Origin of the sequence: Amycolatopsis sp. NBC_01480, assembly GCF_036227205.1 — a bacterium.
In the GTDB taxonomy this organism is placed as follows: Bacteria; Actinomycetota; Actinomycetes; order Mycobacteriales; family Pseudonocardiaceae; genus Amycolatopsis.
In genome coordinates this window covers 7,153,239-7,168,127 of record NZ_CP109442.1, presented here as the reverse complement: position 1 = coordinate 7,168,127, position 14,889 = coordinate 7,153,239, and the positions used below count along the sequence as shown (strand labels likewise).

General features: G+C 69.8%; 13 protein-coding genes. 4 read left to right on the top strand and 9 right to left on the bottom strand.

Annotated elements, in window-relative coordinates; genetic code table 11:
- Positions 1-45: 45 nt before the first annotated feature.
- Positions 46-1,665 (top strand): ABC-F family ATP-binding cassette domain-containing protein, encoded by a 1,620-nt coding sequence (locus OG371_RS34160; RefSeq protein ID WP_329059783.1) that lies wholly within the window; start codon positions 46-48, stop codon positions 1,663-1,665.
- 380 nt (positions 1,666-2,045) lie between these two features.
- Here OG371_RS34160 and OG371_RS34155 read toward each other — a convergent pair whose 3' ends face one another.
- The 6 genes from OG371_RS34155 to OG371_RS34130 all read right to left on the bottom strand — a co-directional run bounded on the left by OG371_RS34155 (position 2,046) and on the right by OG371_RS34130 (position 9,263).
- Positions 2,046-3,281, bottom strand: coding sequence for a DUF222 domain-containing protein (locus tag OG371_RS34155; protein ID WP_329059782.1), 1,236 nt, complete (start codon positions 3,279-3,281; stop codon positions 2,046-2,048).
- A 123-nt stretch (positions 3,282-3,404) separates the two neighbouring features.
- Positions 3,405-6,560, bottom strand: coding sequence for a GH92 family glycosyl hydrolase (locus OG371_RS34150; RefSeq protein WP_329059781.1), 3,156 nt, complete (start codon positions 6,558-6,560; stop codon positions 3,405-3,407).
- Positions 6,561-6,659: 99 nt separating this feature from the next.
- The gene (locus OG371_RS34145; RefSeq protein ID WP_329059780.1) at positions 6,660-7,730 is read right to left on the bottom strand and encodes an MAB_1171c family putative transporter; all 1,071 of its coding nucleotides are present in this window, start codon (positions 7,728-7,730) and stop codon (positions 6,660-6,662) included.
- Positions 7,723-7,992: a hypothetical protein gene (locus OG371_RS34140; protein WP_329059779.1), complete on the bottom strand. Its 270-nt coding sequence runs from the start codon at positions 7,990-7,992 to the stop codon at positions 7,723-7,725. The genes OG371_RS34145 and OG371_RS34140 overlap by 8 nt, the downstream gene beginning before the upstream one ends.
- The gene (locus OG371_RS34135) at positions 7,985-8,500 is read right to left on the bottom strand and encodes a hypothetical protein (protein WP_329059778.1); all 516 of its coding nucleotides are present in this window, start codon (positions 8,498-8,500) and stop codon (positions 7,985-7,987) included. Before OG371_RS34135 ends, OG371_RS34140 begins: the two co-directional genes overlap by 8 nt.
- A 346-nt stretch (positions 8,501-8,846) precedes the next feature.
- Positions 8,847-9,263: a helix-turn-helix domain-containing protein gene (locus tag OG371_RS34130; RefSeq protein ID WP_329059777.1), complete on the bottom strand. Its 417-nt coding sequence runs from the start codon at positions 9,261-9,263 to the stop codon at positions 8,847-8,849.
- Between OG371_RS34130 and OG371_RS34125 the strand changes: the two genes are divergently transcribed.
- A complete protein-coding gene (locus OG371_RS34125) occupies positions 9,262-9,387 on the top strand; it encodes a hypothetical protein (RefSeq protein ID WP_329059776.1) in 126 nt (41 codons plus the stop codon). The two genes, OG371_RS34130 and OG371_RS34125, sit on opposite strands and share 2 nt — an antisense overlap.
- A 122-nt stretch (positions 9,388-9,509) precedes the next feature.
- Here the strand turns inward: OG371_RS34125 and OG371_RS34120 are convergent, their stop codons facing one another.
- From OG371_RS34120 to OG371_RS34110, 3 genes are all read right to left on the bottom strand, one after another.
- Entirely contained in the window at positions 9,510-9,839 is a 330-nt protein-coding gene (locus tag OG371_RS34120) for a hypothetical protein (RefSeq protein WP_329059775.1), read from the bottom strand.
- 277 nt (positions 9,840-10,116) lie between these two features.
- Positions 10,117-10,512: a PaaI family thioesterase gene (locus OG371_RS34115; protein WP_329059774.1), complete on the bottom strand. Its 396-nt coding sequence runs from the start codon at positions 10,510-10,512 to the stop codon at positions 10,117-10,119.
- 10 nt (positions 10,513-10,522) lie between these two features.
- A complete protein-coding gene (locus tag OG371_RS34110) occupies positions 10,523-11,491 on the bottom strand; it encodes a VOC family protein (RefSeq protein ID WP_329059773.1) in 969 nt (322 codons plus the stop codon).
- Positions 11,492-11,631: 140 nt separating this feature from the next.
- Between OG371_RS34110 and OG371_RS34105 the strand changes: the two genes are divergently transcribed.
- Positions 11,632-13,083 carry an MFS transporter gene (locus tag OG371_RS34105; RefSeq protein ID WP_329059772.1) on the top strand — a complete coding sequence of 484 codons (1,452 nt, stop codon included), beginning with the start codon at positions 11,632-11,634 and terminating at the stop codon, positions 13,081-13,083.
- Between the two features lie 243 nt (positions 13,084-13,326).
- Positions 13,327-14,889: a glycoside hydrolase family 76 protein gene (locus OG371_RS34100; protein WP_329059771.1), complete on the top strand. Its 1,563-nt coding sequence runs from the start codon at positions 13,327-13,329 to the stop codon at positions 14,887-14,889.

Here is a 14,889-nt window from a genome sequence, read left to right as displayed (position 1 = left end):
AAACGGGAGGCACCGCGGGCGGGCCGGTCCGTAGACTCCGCGTCCATGGGTCATCTCGAGGCGGCGCACGTCGACTATTACCTGCCGGACGGTCGGCCGCTGCTCGGCGACGTCTCGTTCCGGGTCGGGGACGGGGCCGTGGTCGCGCTGGTCGGCCCGAACGGCGCGGGCAAAACGACGTTGCTGCGCCTGCTGGCCGGTGACCTGCAGCCGCATCAGGGCACGGTGGCGTCCTCGGGCGGGCTGGGCGTGATGGCGCAGTTCGTCGGGTCGGTACGGGACGAGCGGACGGTGCGGGACCTGCTGGTCTCGGTCGCGCCGCCGCGTATCCGCGAGGCCGCGGCGGCCGTGGACGCAGCCGAAGAGCTGATCATGACCGTCGACGACGAGGCCGCGCAGATGAAGTACGCGCAGGCGCTGAGCGACTGGGCGGAGGCCCAGGGCTACGAGGCCGAGACGATCTGGGACGTCTGCACGGTGGCGGCGCTCGGTGTCCCGTACGAGAAAGCGCAGTGGCGCCAGGTGCGCACGCTCAGCGGCGGCGAGCAGAAACGCCTGGTGCTCGAAGCGCTGCTGCGCGGCCCGGACGAGGTGCTGCTCCTGGACGAGCCCGACAACTACCTCGACGTGCCCGGCAAGCGCTGGCTGGAAGAACGGCTGCACGAGACCAGGAAGACCGTCCTGTTCGTCTCGCACGACCGGGAGCTGCTCGCGCGGGCGGCGGAGAAGATCGTCAGCGTCGAGCCCGGCCCGGCCGGCTCCGACGCGTGGGTGCACGGCGGCGGGTTCGCCACCTACCACGAGGCGCGGCAGGAGCGGTTCGCCCGTTACGACGAGCTGAAGCGGCGCTGGGAGGAGAAGCACGCGCAGCTGCGGAAGCTCGTCCTGGACATGCAGCAGTACGCCGCCCGCAGCGACGAGATGGCGTCCCGTTACAAGGCCGCCAAGACCCGGCTGCGCAAGTACGAGGAGGCCGGCCCGCCCCCGGAGCCGCCGCGGCGCCAGGACATCCGCATGCGCCTGCGCGGCGGCCGCACCGGCGTCCGCGCGGTCACCTGCGAGAACCTGGAGCTGACCGGGCTGATGAAGCCGTTCTCGCTGGAGGTCTTCTTCGGCGAGCGGGTCGCGGTGCTGGGGTCCAACGGCTCGGGCAAGTCGCATTTCCTGCGCCTGCTGGCGGGCGGGGACGTCGCGCACACCGGGCTGTGGAAGACCGGCGCGCGGGTCGTGCCGGGCCACTTCGCGCAAACGCACGCGCACCCGGAGCTGACCGGCCGTCCCCTGGTCGACATCCTGTGGACAGCTCACGCGAAGGACCGCGGCTCCGCCATGGCCGTGCTCCGCCGCTACGAACTGGAACGCCACGGCGACCAGCCCTTCGACAAGCTGTCCGGCGGCCAGCAGGCGCGGTTCCAGATCCTGCTGCTGGAACTGGCCGGCACCACCGCCCTCCTGCTGGACGAGCCGACGGACAACCTGGACCTCGAATCCGCCGAAGCCCTGCAGGACGGCCTCGAGGCCTACGAAGGCACCGTGCTCGCCGTGACCCACGACCGCTGGTTCGCCAAGTCCTTCGACCGCTACCTGGTCTTCGGCTCGGACGGCGTGGTCCGCGAAACCCCGGAACCCGTCTGGGACGAACGCCGGGTGGTCCGCAGCCGCTGAGGCTGGGGACCACGCTCCAGGTACGGGAACCGTTGCTGGGAAAGGCAAAGGGTGGACTGTGGCGGCAGGACCGAAACCACCGTGAACTCGCGGACCTGCTCGCGGCGACGGCAGGACGCGGGCCATGGGGCTGTGATCGTTGTGGATCTGTGGCTGAGGAATCCGGCGGGAGCGCGCATGGGCACGACGTCGTCGTCCGAGGGCGGGAAGCGGATCTTGGCGAATCGCTGTTCGGAGGTTTCGGGGCGGCTCATTCTCAAGGGCAGGTCCCTGCGGCCGCACTGGGCTTTGGTCTGTCCTCCATCCTGAAGAATCGATGTCGGTGGTGTCTGATGTGGACCGGAGGCCACGTGATGGTTGTATCGCGGATGGGCCCATCATCAGGCGGCCTGGGCGTGGGGTGGGTCGTGGGCGGTGTTGTGGAGGGGTCTTCGTTGCGGATCTATCCAGGCTGGTGGGATCCATTCGACGGTTCCGTTGCGGAGCCGGATGTCCCAGCCTTCGTGGTGGACGATGTGGTGGTCGGTTTCGCAGATCGACGCCAGGTTCCCGATGTCAGTCCGTCCGCCAGGGCCGCCGTTGAGGTTGGTCCAATACTCGATGTGATGCGGTGTTGTCCACTTCGGACCTTTCGTGCACCACGGTGCGGTGCAGCCCTGGTCCCGCACCGCCAACGCTCGTCGCTGGGCGGGAGTGGCGGTACGGACGGCGCGACCCAAATCCAACACCTCACCGGCGCCGTTGAGAACAGCGGGCAGGACCTTCGCGTCACAGCACAAGCGGCGAAGCTGGGACACGGTCATCGGGGTGTGACCGTCGGAGACGACGGTACCGGCGCGGCGTTCGAGATCGTCCAGGGTGACGGTCACGGTCGCGACGGCACGTTCCCCGGCCTTGACCGGAACATCAGGCGCACGGGCAGCAAGATCCAACACGGCAGCGATCGCGTCGCCTTGACGCTGGGATCGGGTGCGGGGGTCGGGGTTGCCGAACGGATCCGCAGGAGCGGGTTTGGCGAGCACGGTGAAGAGTTGTTCGGTGAGGTCCGCCATCTCGGCATCAAGCTCACCGCTGTACCTCATTCGCCCGTCCCGGGTACGGGTGTAACGGAACTCCCGCCGCGGACGGGCCAAGTCCTGCTCACGCTTGTCGGGGTCGGCACCATCGAAGTCCCAGTAGGACCGGATCCGCTGGGCTACTTTCCGCACCGTGAAGGGCGGGGCTTGACGAGCCAGCGCGACCAAGGTGGTTTCGCTGTCGGCCAGGTCATCCGGAGTCACCGAGTCGGGAGCTTGAGCCAGGACAGAAGCGATCTCGGCCGCATGTTCACGGTTGAGATCACCAGCAGCCAGAGCGATCCGCAGCACAGGCAGTGCCGTGGTTGCCTGGGCGACACGCGCTCGCGCTTCCCTCTGCGAGACCCGTAAAGCGCGCACCAGCATCACCGCGGTGCTACGGAAACCCCTGTCCACAGCCACACCACGGTGGTCGACCTCGCCGACCAAGTCCAGCATCCGCGCGTACTCGCGGCACAACGCCTGCTCGGCGGCGAAGAGCTCAGTGGTCAGCTCCCCGTCGGAAAGCTGCCACGCCGGTACCTGCTCCGTTCTTTCCATGACACCATCTTAAATCGAACATTCGTTCGATGCATCACACGAAGGTGTACAGCTCAAAACCACCTACCGCAAGCAGAAACCCTTTAACAGCAACAAACCTCCAGGATCAGACCAGCAAGAACCTCAACCCAGCCCCACCGCGAACACATGCAGATCCGCCTCAACCGGCAAAGTCACCGAAGCCAGCTGCTTTCCCGCCGGCACCACAAACGGTGACGTAGCGTAGATCGAAGCCGGACCGCCCGGACCCCCAGGCTGGTTCCGGTACGCGGCACGCGCGACCAAAGTGTTGCCGTAGACCGGATCCGTACCCCCACCAGGCAGCACCCAGTCACCGAACGACAGGTCCGTCTGGGCAGTGGTGCCGTCGGTGAACGTCACAGTGGCGGTCCCCCGGTGGTCGCCATTTGTTGCTGTGCCAATGAAAGACAACCGGGCGGCAGGCGCGAGAGTGACCACCTGCCCGGCAGGCACGACGTTGTCCGGACGGCCCGCGGGCGCCGCGGGCCAGGTGAAGGTCGTGCCCACGGCCTGTGCCGTCTTGCCGCCGGCCAGGCCCGCCGCCGCCAGTGCCTGCCTCGACAAACTGTTGCCCGCGGTGTCGAAGTTCGCCGAGCCGGCGTCGCCGTCGTCGGAGATACCGAGGTTGGTGTACGCGGCGGTGAGACTGCCCTTCGGGGCGACCAGCACGATCACCGAAGTCGTCACCGTGCGGCCGCTGCCGCGGACGGTCACCGGCACCGGGTAGTAGCCCTCGGGCGTTCCGGCGGGCACGGAAACCGTCAGCTTCACACTCCCGCCGCCCGTGCGATCGTCCAGCCGGAGTTGCCGCGGCGCAGTGGCGGTCAGGCCCGCGGGCGACTGGACGGTGACGTCGAGAGCGGGGTCGTGGCCGCCGAGCCGCTGGCCGGTGATCGTGGCCTGGCCCGTCGAGCCCGGCGCGGCCGTCAGCTGGTTGTCCGCCGACGCCAGGAACGGCTGTTCACTGTCCCGATAGGACGGTGGCTGGCTGCCCGCGGCCCAGCCCTTGTCCGGCTGCGCGGCCAGCGCGAAGTCCAGCCGGGCGCCGTCGTGCGCGGTGCCGGCGGGCAGCGACGTGCGGTTCCACGCCGCGCCGTTCAGCCGGAGATCCTGGACGTACGGCGTGGTCGCCGACGCCTTCGGCGCGCGGATGTCGATAGTGCGCCCGGTGGGCAGCGTGAGCACCGCGCGCTCGAACAACGGGCTGTGCACAACGAGATCCGAAGTGCCCGGCGTGCCGGGATAGATGCCGAGCGCGGCCCAGACGTACCAGGACGACTGCGCGCCGAGGTCGTCGTTGCCGGGCTCGCCGTCCGGGGTGGCGCTGAACTGCGAGGTCGCGATCTGCCGCACCACCTGCTGTGTCTTCCACGGCTGCCCGACGTGGTTGTACAGCCACGGCACCCCGAAGTCCGGCTCGTTGCCGGCCCACATGTACGGCTCGTTCGGGCCGACGTTCAGCTGCTGGAAGAACGTGTCCAGCCGCGCCGCGGTCTTCGCCGGGCCGCCCATCGCGGTGACCAGGCCGGCCGGGTCCTGCGGGACCAGCCAGGTGTACTGCGCCGCGTTGCCCTCGTCGAAGCCGTCCTGGCCGAATTCACCCGGCGGCGGGGGCTGGTAGGCCGGGCCGTCCGGGAAGCGGCCGTCCTCACCGCGCGGCTGCAGGTAGCCGGTGGCCGGGTTGAAGATGTTCTGCCAGTTCTGGCCGCGCTGGGTGAACTCACGCGCGACGTCGCGGTCGCCGATGCCCTGCGCGAACTGCGCGATCGCGAAGTCGTCGATCGCCCACTCCAGGGTGATCGACGCGCCGACGCGCGCGTGGTCGCCGCGCGAGGCGTCGTTGTTCGGCATGTAACCGCGGGCCACGTAGTCCGCGACGCCCCGGCGCTCCTGGTACGCGCCGGGCGTCTCGTCCACCGAGGTCGCGCCCTTGACCAGGTACTTCAGCGCCGTCTTGACGTCGAAGTCCCGCGCGCCGAACGCGTACAGGCTCGAAATCAGCGCCACCGAGCTGTCCCCGGTCATCTGGCCGGTGTAGTCGTTCGCCATCGGCCAGCGCGGCCACCAGCCGCCCTGCACCGCGTCGTTCGTGAGCGACTGCGCCATATCGCTGGCCTGTTTGGGGAACAGCATGGCCTGCAACGGCGCGAGCGTGCGGTAGGTGTCCCAATCGGAGAAGTTGGCGTACTGCGTGTGCCCGGCGGGCAGCGTCCGGACCTTGTCGTCGAAGCCGATGTAACGGCCGTCGACGTCGTTGAAAGTGTTGGGGTGCATCAGCGAGTGGTACAGGAAGGTGTAGAAGGTCCTGAGCTCCGCGGGGTCCTTGCCCGCCACCTTGATCTTGCCGAGCGTGGCCGACCAGGCGTCCCTTGTGGACTGACGCACCGCGCCGAGGTCCCAGCCCGGGATCTCCGCCGCCATGTTGGCCTTCGCGCCGTCGACGCTCACGTACGACATCGAAACCTTGGCGTGCACCACTTTCTGCGAGCCGAAGGTCAGGTACGCGCCGGCCTTCGGCGAGTCGACCGCGTCCGTGCCCGGCTTCACCGACGTGCCGTCCCACGTGCCGTGCGCGGTGAACGGCTGGTCGAACGTGACGTCGTAGTAAACGGTGTACTTGTTGCCCTTGCCGCAGAAGTTGCCGGTGGTCGCCGAGCCGCTGACCTCGCGGTCGCCGGTGACCTTCAGGTCCGCGTGGGAGTCGCCGGCCAGGCTGGCGCCGCCCTTGACCAGCACCTGCGCGTTCGCGCCGGCCGGGAAGGTGAACGCGGCCAGGCCGGTGCGCGTGGTGGCGGTGAGCTCCGCGCGGACCTTCGAATCGGCGAGCGTCACGGCGTAGTAGCCGGGCGCGGCCTGTTCGTCGTCGTGGGTGAAGTGCTCGACGCGGTCCCATGGCGCCGCGCCGACGTCGCCGGTCACCGGCAGGATCGGCACGTCACCGAACGCGGTGCAGCCGACCGAGGCGTGATCGAGGCTGAAACCTCGGATCTGATCGCTGTGATATTGGTAGCCGGCGTACGAGCCTTGGGTGTCTGGGGAGAACTGCATCATCCCGAACGGCGTCGCCGGGCCCGGGAAGTTGTTGATCTCGCCGACCGAACCGCCGCCGCTGCCGGTGCCGATCAGCGGGTCGACGTACGACGCCGGGTCGCTGACCAGCTGCGCTTCGGCAGGCGCCCCCGCCGGGGCCGCCGCGGCGACACTCGGCGCGCCGAGCACCGCCGTCGCCAGGACCGCCGCCATGAACCTGTACCGCACCGGGTGCCTCCCACGGCAGAAACCGACCAACCTGGACCTGACATCCGACCTTTCCGCGCGTCCGGCCCTCGGTCAATACTTTGACAAAGACCTGGCTCGTCAACGCACGGCAACCGCGCCGCGGCGATAGGCGACGGCGACCTCACTCAGGAACGCGGTGTCGCTGTCGAGGTCTTCGCCGCCGGGCCCGATGCTTTCCGCGGCGCCCGGCACCACGCCGTCCGCCCGCGCGCTCAAGGCGGCGGCAACCGCGGCGGCCTCGACCGCCGCGTCCAGCCGACGTCCGCGCAGCCCGTCCCGGATCCCGCTTTCCCGCGCGGCGACGGCGACGGCCGGGTCCCGGTAGGGCTGGAGCGCGAGCAGCCCGTCGCGGATCTCGATCACCCGCCGGTAGAGGCGCATCCGCAGGCCCCACGGCACCAGCCGGCGCGGGTCCAGCGCGATCGCCGGGTCGGCCCGGTACAGCGCCGTCCACAGTGGACGAAGGCGGCGGTACCGCAGCCAGCGGCCCAGCCAGGCCACGGCCCCGGGCAGCGTGACGCCGACGAGCACCAGCAGGTGCGCGGCGGCGGGCAGTGCTTTGGACATCAGGAACGCGTGCCCGAGCGGGTACTCGAAACCCCAGCGCGGCGCGGCGGCCAGCACCGTCTTGTTCACCAGGTACCCGATCCCGGCGGCGGTACCCGCGACGGCCAGGTAGAGACCGGTGCGCAAGGACGCCAGGCGCGTGTACCGCAGGCCCAGCCGAATCACGCCGACAAAGGCCGGAATTTGCGCCGCGGCGTAAGCGAAGCAGTACTCCATCACCCACGGAGACTGAGGTTTCAGGTCGGGCATGAGCGCGAAGAGCACGCACATTACGGCGAACATGCCGCCGATCCACCAGCCCTGCGCGCGCGGCGGGCGGATCCCGTTCAGGTGGGCGAGGAGCCGCTGGGCCGACCACGCGGCGTAGAGCATGCCCGCGTGCCCGACCAGGCGTGGGAGGTCCGGGGCGCCGGTGACCGCGCGGATCACCGCGTGCCCGGCGGGGGTCAGGGCGGTCAGGGAGACGGCGAGGCCGAGGAACACCTGGCGGACGGCGCGACGGCCGGGGTCGCCGCCGCGGCGGGTGGTGAAGAGGAGCCAGGCCAGGAGGGTTGGGGCGTAGTGGAGAAGCCATTCAGGCATCGGGGTCTCCTGGCATTACCGGGCTGTGCTGCAGCTGCTCCCCCGGCCTGGCCTGGTGGTGCCGGAGCAGCCACTTCCCCTGCATCACCGGGCCGTCCCGTTGCAGCCACCTCCCTGGCACGACCGGGCCGTCCCGCAACAACCGCTCCGCCAGCACCACCGGGCTGTCCCACAAGAACCACTCCCCCGGCATCACCTGGCGGTATCGCAGCAGCCGCACCGTCAGCATCACCCGGCGGCGCCGGAGCAGCCATTCAGGCATCGGCGCCCCCTAGCGCCGAGCGGAGCCGGTCGGCGGGGGTGCCGCCTGTGCGGGCCTGCTGCCGGATGAGGGATGCCAGCAGTTCGGCCTCGCGCTCCTCCTCGGTCGAGTAGCCGGCGCGGGCGAGGACGCGCCGGACCATCGCGGGGTCGAGGCTCGGCAGCAGCGAGGCGGCGCCTTCCGGCAGGGACGAGGGGTAGTGGTCGCACAGGACGTGGGCCAGCTCGTGCAGGATGATGTGGTCCTGATGCGGTGGGCTGGTCGCTGCCTCATAACAGATCAAGTCTGCTTCATCGGTGGCCAGCCACAGCCCGCAGACGCCGGTCAGCCCGGCCATCGGCACCAGCCGGATCGGGCGGCCGCGGTGCCGCGCCACCTGATCGCAGAGCACCCGCACGTCGAACGGCACCGGCATCGGCAGGTCGCGCAGCCGGGCGGCACACCGCTTGCGGAGCCGACGGTCACCGCGCCCGGTCACGGCCCCGAGCCGGTCGCCGAGCCCGGTCACCGCCCGAGCCGACGGTCGCCGGATTCGGCTGCCGCCTTGGGCCGCCAGTCGCCAGAGCAGCACGCTGCGCCGAGCCGACGGTCGCCGTACCCGGCCACCGCCCCAAACCTAGGGTCGCCGGATCCGGCCACTGTCCCGAGCCGCCGATCACCGGATTCGGTCGCCGCCTCGAACCGCCGGGCGACGCGCCCGGTCACGGCCCCGAGCCGGTCACCGAGCCCGATCACGAGCCGACGGTCGCCGGATTTTGCTGCTGCTCTGGGCCGACGGTCGCCGGGCCAGCTCGCTCCGCCGGTCCGCCGATCACAGGATTCGGCAACCGGCCCGAGCCGGTCGCCGCAACCGGTCACTGGTCCGCGTCCGGGTCGGGCAGGCCTTCCAGTTGGCGGACCCGGTCGACCATGTCGGCGATTGCCTCGAGGCTCTTCGGGGATAAACCATTGGCGCGCAAGGCGATTTGCCGGACCGGGGCGTCACGCAGGGCGCTGAGCAAAGTCAGCTCCGCGTTGATCCGCTCGGCCTCCGCGTCGTCGAAGAAGTAGGCAGGTGGCACGCCGAAGAAGCCCGCGAGGGCCTCCAGGTGCCGCTTCGTCGGGTTGTCGCGCAGGCCTTTTCGCAGTTGCCAGAGGTAGGTCGCGGAGATCGTGGGGCCGCCTTTGGCTCGGATGCCCTCGGCGACCTCTTCGAACGAGTACTCGTTTCCCTCACGCGGCCGCACGGTGCTGAACAGGTGATCCACCTTGGCGGCGAGCGTGTCGGGCATGGCCGCACCCTACCGGGCGTCAGCTGGGGTGAAGGCGATCTTCGGCAAACCGGACATCGTGGTTGACGATGCTCTTCAGCGCAGTTTATGCTCGATCGCCGCTTCGTCAGCTGACGTGAAGTGACCATGGCTTCGAGGGGGACTCGTGGAGCTGGCAGGTCAGCGCGAGACCCGTGTGGCCGCTTCGCCCGGAAGCGGCCACACGACGGCAGTCTTCAGCAATCCACGATTGTCACTCGTCGACGGTCAGTACTCGACGATGTGATAACCGCCCAGTGAGGCCGGGGAGAAGAGCCCGCCCTCGCATTTGGCGACCGAAGGACCGAAATCGTAGGGCACGTAAGTCCCCAGGGAGTACCAGAAGTTCTCACCACTCGAGCAATGGGCGACGACCCGGTATCCGGGCCCCTCGCCGAAACCGCAGTTCACCGCGATGCCCACACCGAATGCGACCGAGTAGGTCTCGGAAAAGCACCCGGGCCGGTCTTGGCCGGGGCCTGCCGCGGAAGCCGGGGCGGCGACCAGGCAGACCAGGGCGATAATCGACGCAGCCAGACCGGCTATTTTCCGTTTCATGGCACTCCTCGACTTCAGCGGAAACGACGATTCCGACCGTGTCCCGAGAACGCGCGAAACACAATGACGGCCCCGCGGATTAATCTCACGGAAAGCTATCATCCGTCGCCCGATGGAGTGAGCGAGCCAGATTAACGACTGCGGCATCCGGGTGGTTCCAGGACTCCCGAATTTCGATTGTGCCGACGATCGCCGGAAATCTGCTGCTCCACTACGGGGAGCGTCGCGCCGATCCGGCATCAGAGAGTGAAAGAATCGGCGACCACTCGACCGGGTGCTATCCGCGCATGAGCACCGCGGTCGCGCGCGCGACCACCGTTTCCCCCGACGTCACGCGGCACGAGGTGAAAACGGTACGGCGCCCGATGCGGTCCACCGTGAGGTCGGCCTCCAGCCAGCTGCCGACGCCCGCCGTGGCCAGGAAGTCGACGTTGGTGCTGACCGTGCGGACCACCGAGCCGGCGCCGATGGCCCGCCGCGCGCCCTGACCGGCGGCGATGTCGACCACCGTCATCAGGAAACCGCCGTGGACCGAGCCCATCGTGTTGGTGTGCGCCGGGCGGACGCGGACCCCGAGCCGGCCTTCGCCGTTGCGGTAGATCGGCCCCACCTGCTCGACGAACGGCGAGGACTCCAGCAGGACGAACCCCGGGGGCGGCGAGTCGGGCGGCACGGGGCCGATCCTAAGCCTCCGCCACAGGGACTTCTTCAACAGGCGGGGTCCCGTGGGTGTGGAACGACTCGATCGTCTTCAGCCCCCAGGCCTGCCCCTTCGCGCGCTCGGCCTGCGTCCAGGTGATCGGCCGCCAGTCCGGCGCCAGGATCAGCCGGGTCAGCGGGTTGCACAGCTCGACGCGGTTGCCGCCCGGCTCGTACACGTAGAGGAAAAACGTCTGCTGGATGGCGTGTTTGTGCGGGCCGGTCTCGATGAACACGTCGTGGTCGAGGCAGATGTCGGCCGCGCGCAGGATGTCCTCGCGGGTGTCGGCGGCGAACGCGAGGTGGTGCAGGCGGCCGTTGCTGCCGGTCCAATCGCCGGTGTACACGAGGTCGTAGGACTTGTTGGTGAAGGTCAGCCACTGCGCGGCGACGGACCCGTCGTCGTTCACGATCTGCTCGGTCACGCGCCCGCCCAGCACGTCCTGGACGAACTCGCCGTTCGGACCGGGCTCGGCGGCAAGGAAGTTGACGTGGTCGAGCCGCCGCACGCCCACGCCGCGGCCGGGGTACGCCTGCGCCTGGTTCTTCAGCGACGGCCGCAGCCCCTCGGGTGCCTGGTACCACTCGGTTTCCCAGTACAGCCGGATTTCGTGGCCGTCCGGGTCGGTGCACAGGTAGCTCGGGCCGAGCCCGGCCGACGGCCCCAGCCAGCGCCCGCCCCGCCCCGCCGCCTCGGCCGCGGCGACCAGTTCGTCCAGCTCACGCTGTCCCGTGGTGCGCAACGCGGTGCGGCGCAGCCCGGACGTCTCGTGCGCGGTGAGCACCAGGCTGTACAGCTCGTAGTCGTCCCAGGTGCGGAGGAAAACCGAGTCGCCGTCGCGGCTGTGCTCGGTCAGGCCCAGGATCTCGGTGAAGAACCAGAGGCTGCGTTCGGGTTCCGGGGTGAGCAGCTCGACGTGCCCGAGGTGGGCGATCCGGGATGGTATGGCCACTTCCGTGCTCCGTTCTCGCGAAGACACCCGGCACCGTACACCATATTGTCAACGATTTCGTCTGTGACTCTTGTGACGATCTCGTGGACAAGTTACCTTTTCGGGCACCTGCCGGATCAGCGCCGATCGAGGGAGCACCGATGTCCAGTGCGGCACCACGGACCGGGCCGGAGCACGAACCCGCGGCCGAGATCGTCGCCCGGCTCGAACGGCTGCCGCGCCGCGCGCTCGCCGGCGCCGCCACCGGCGTGGTCGGGCTGGCGATGTTCGTGATCTTCTACGGCAACTTCGACATCAACGTCTCGTTCATCCAGACCTGCGTCGCCGTCCGGCCGGGCTGCACTCCCGGTACCGCACAAGGATTCCTGACCCTGCCGGTGTGCGTGTACCTCGCCGGGTACCTGCTCGGCGGGCTGTTCGTCGCCCCGCTGTCCGACCGGTTCGGGCGGCGCAACGCGCTGCTGGTCGCGCTCTCGTTCTCGGTGGCCGGCTCACTGGTGACCGCACTGGCCGGTGATTACGGGGTCTTCGTGGCCGGGCGCGCGATCACCGGCGTCGCCATGGGGGCGACGCTCGCGATCGGCAACACCTACGTCGGCGAGCTGGCCCCGGCGGCGGCCCGGGCGCGCTACACCGCGATCACGTTTGTGCTGTGCACACTCGGCGCGATGGTCGGCATCGGGCTCGGCCTGGTGCTCACGACCGAGCCCGCGCCGTTCCCGGCCGGGCTGCCGATCGCCGTGGCCGGGCCGGGGTTCGAGCAGGGCTGGCGCTGGATCTACTGGCTCGCGTTCGCCTTGGCCGCGCTCGCGGTGCTGGCGATGCTGCGGCTGCCGGAATCGCCGCGCTGGCTGGTCGAGCACGGCCGGCTCGCCGAGGCCGACGCCGTGGTCACCCGCGCCGAAGCCCGGGCGCTGCGCCGCGGTCCACTGACCGACCCGGCCCCCGCGACCGCGCCTCCAGCCCGGCCCGTCGGCACCGCCCGCGCGTACCGGGATCTGTTGCGGGACAGTCGTTACCGGCGCCGCGCTCTGCTGCTGGTGGCCATGTGGTTCTTCGGTTACGCCACGGTTTTCGGCTACTCCACCGGGTCGACCGTCGTGCTGACCACGCTGCACTTCACCGCGCCGGTCGCGGGCATGATCTCGGCCGTCGGCGGGATCGGGTTCTTCGTGCAGGGCCTGTTCTCGGCGCGGTTCTCCGAGGCACTGGAACGCCGTTACTGGCTGCCGGTCGGGGCGGCGCTGACGGTGCTGGGCGCCGTGGTCATCGCCACGCTCGGCTCGTCGATCGGCTGGGCGTTCGCCGGCTCGTTCCTGGTGTTCTTCGGGTTCAACGTCTGGGTGCCGCCGACCTTCGCGCTGTCCGCCGAAAGCTTCCCGACGCGGATCCGGTCCGCGGGATTCGGGCTCGTCGACGGCCTCGGCGTGCTCGGCGGCGCGATGGGCGTGCTGGTCATCGCGCCGCTGGTGCCGAAGCTCGCCCCGCTGCCCGCGTTGCTGCTCGTCTCCGGGTTCCTGGTCGTCGCCGCGGCGCTCGCGCAGTTCACCCCGCGGGCGCGGAACCGGGCGCTGGAAGAGCTTTCGCCCTGACCGGGCACCGGGTGAGCGGCGGGCATTGTCCCGCTCACCGGCAGTCCTGTCGCTACGGTCGCACCGAAGGATCGGCGGGCGGACCGGACAGAAAGTTGTCTGAACCAGTTTCCCCGGTTTTCGTTGACACAGCGGCAATCCGCGAGTCACGCTGAATCGAACCCACCGCCGGGCCCGTGCGGTCTTCTCGCTGCCTCCCCTGTTCCGGGAGGCCGCTCTCGTGTCCCCACGAGGAGGACCGTCATGCCCGCTGCCCGGTTCAGACCCGCCTCCGTGCGCATCCTCATGACCGCCACCGCATTGGCCGCCCAGCTCCTCGTGGCCGCGCATCCGCCCGTCACTCCCCCGGCGCCCACTCCCCCGACCAGCAGCACTCCCCCGGCACACGCGCCCGGGCCGCACCAGCCCGCGCCCACTTCCACGCCGCCGAAGACCCCCGCTGTGCAGGCCGCGATCTGCAACAAACGCTGCGACGCCGCCGATCCCGCGCTGTCCCCCGGCGACCGGACCCCGCTTTCGGTCACCCTGTTCTCCCGGTCGATCGTGCTGCACTTCGACGACACCGACGCGATGGGCTGGGCCTCGATCGGCACCGGCAACCCGGGCGACGAGGTGTGGCTGGACCGCTCCTTCGACGGCGGCCAGAGCTGGGCCTCGGGCAGCAAGCTGGGCGACACCGTCACCCCGGCCGGGCAGACCGGCTGGCGCACGCTGATGTACAACGTCGACGACTGGAACAACCTCGGCGTCGGCGCGCTGCGGGCCTGCGGCAAAGCCGGCGACCGCGCGGACATCGCGTGCACCTCGTGGGCGCGCACCCCGTGGAACGCCGGCGAGCGGCGCACCGCGGCGGCCACCGCGCAGATGATGTTCTACAACCTCCAGACCGGCCTGTTCTCGACCACCGGCTGGTGGAACTCGGCGAACGCGCTGACCGCGGTCATCGGCAACATCAAGGTGACCGGGATGAACAGTTACAACTACGCGATCGGGCGCACCTACGACCTGAACGTCAACAGCGGTCTGGGCCAGTTCCGCAACGACTACATCGACGACACCGGCTGGTGGGGCCTGGCCTGGGTGGCCGCGTACGACCTGACCGGCGACAGCCGCTACCTGTCCACCGCCCGGTCGGACGCGGACTACATGGCGTCCTATTGGGACAACACCTGCGGCGGCGGGGTCTGGTGGAGCACCGCCAAGACGTACAAGAACGCCATCGCGAACTCGCTCTACATCCAGCTGAACGCCGCGTTGCACAACCGGGTCTCCGGCGACAGCACCTACCTCGGCCGCGCGCGCAGCGGCTGGAGCTGGTTCCAGGGCACCGGCATGGTCAACGGCTCGAACCTGGTGAACGACGGCACGGACCTGAACACCTGCAAGAACAACGGAAGCACGGTGTGGTCGTACAACCAGGGCGTGCTGATCAACGCGCTGACGGAGCTGAACCGCGCCACCGGCGACAGCTCCCTGCTGACCACCGCGCGCCAGCTCGGCGACGCGAACACCACGTCCGGCTCGCTCAACACCTCCGACGGGATCCTCCGCGACCCCTGTGAGACCGGCGATTGCGGCGGGGACGGGCCGTCGTTCAAGGGCGCCGACGCGCGCGGGCTGGCCGCGCTGAACGCGGCGCTGTCCGACCATCCGTACACCGCTTACCTGAAACGCCAGGCCGACCGGGCGTACGGCTCGGACCGCAATTCCCTTGACCAGTACGGCCTGCGCTGGTCCGGGCCACTGGACAAGATCGACGCCGCGCGTCAGCAGAGCGCGCTCGACGTCATGAACGCGGCGTCCTGA

Bases quoted from the DNA above. Each gene is read 5' to 3' on its own strand.
- OG371_RS34160 (WP_329059783.1), top strand. From the start codon at position 46: ATGGGTCATCTCGAGGCGGCGCACGTCGACTATTACCTGCCGGACGGT.
- OG371_RS34155 (WP_329059782.1), bottom strand. From the start codon at position 3,281: ATGGAAAGAACGGAGCAGGTACCGGCGTGGCAGCTTTCCGACGGGGAG.
- OG371_RS34145 (WP_329059780.1), bottom strand. From the start codon at position 7,730: ATGCCTGAATGGCTTCTCCACTACGCCCCAACCCTCCTGGCCTGGCTC.
- OG371_RS34140 (WP_329059779.1), bottom strand. From the start codon at position 7,992: ATGCCTGAATGGCTGCTCCGGCGCCGCCGGGTGATGCTGACGGTGCGG.
- OG371_RS34125 (WP_329059776.1), top strand. From the start codon at position 9,262: ATGGCCGCACCCTACCGGGCGTCAGCTGGGGTGAAGGCGATCTTCGGC.
- OG371_RS34130 (WP_329059777.1), bottom strand. From the start codon at position 9,263: ATGCCCGACACGCTCGCCGCCAAGGTGGATCACCTGTTCAGCACCGTG.
- OG371_RS34120 (WP_329059775.1), bottom strand. From the start codon at position 9,839: ATGAAACGGAAAATAGCCGGTCTGGCTGCGTCGATTATCGCCCTGGTC.
- OG371_RS34105 (WP_329059772.1), top strand. From the start codon at position 11,632: ATGTCCAGTGCGGCACCACGGACCGGGCCGGAGCACGAACCCGCGGCC.
- OG371_RS34100 (WP_329059771.1), top strand. From the start codon at position 13,327: ATGCCCGCTGCCCGGTTCAGACCCGCCTCCGTGCGCATCCTCATGACC.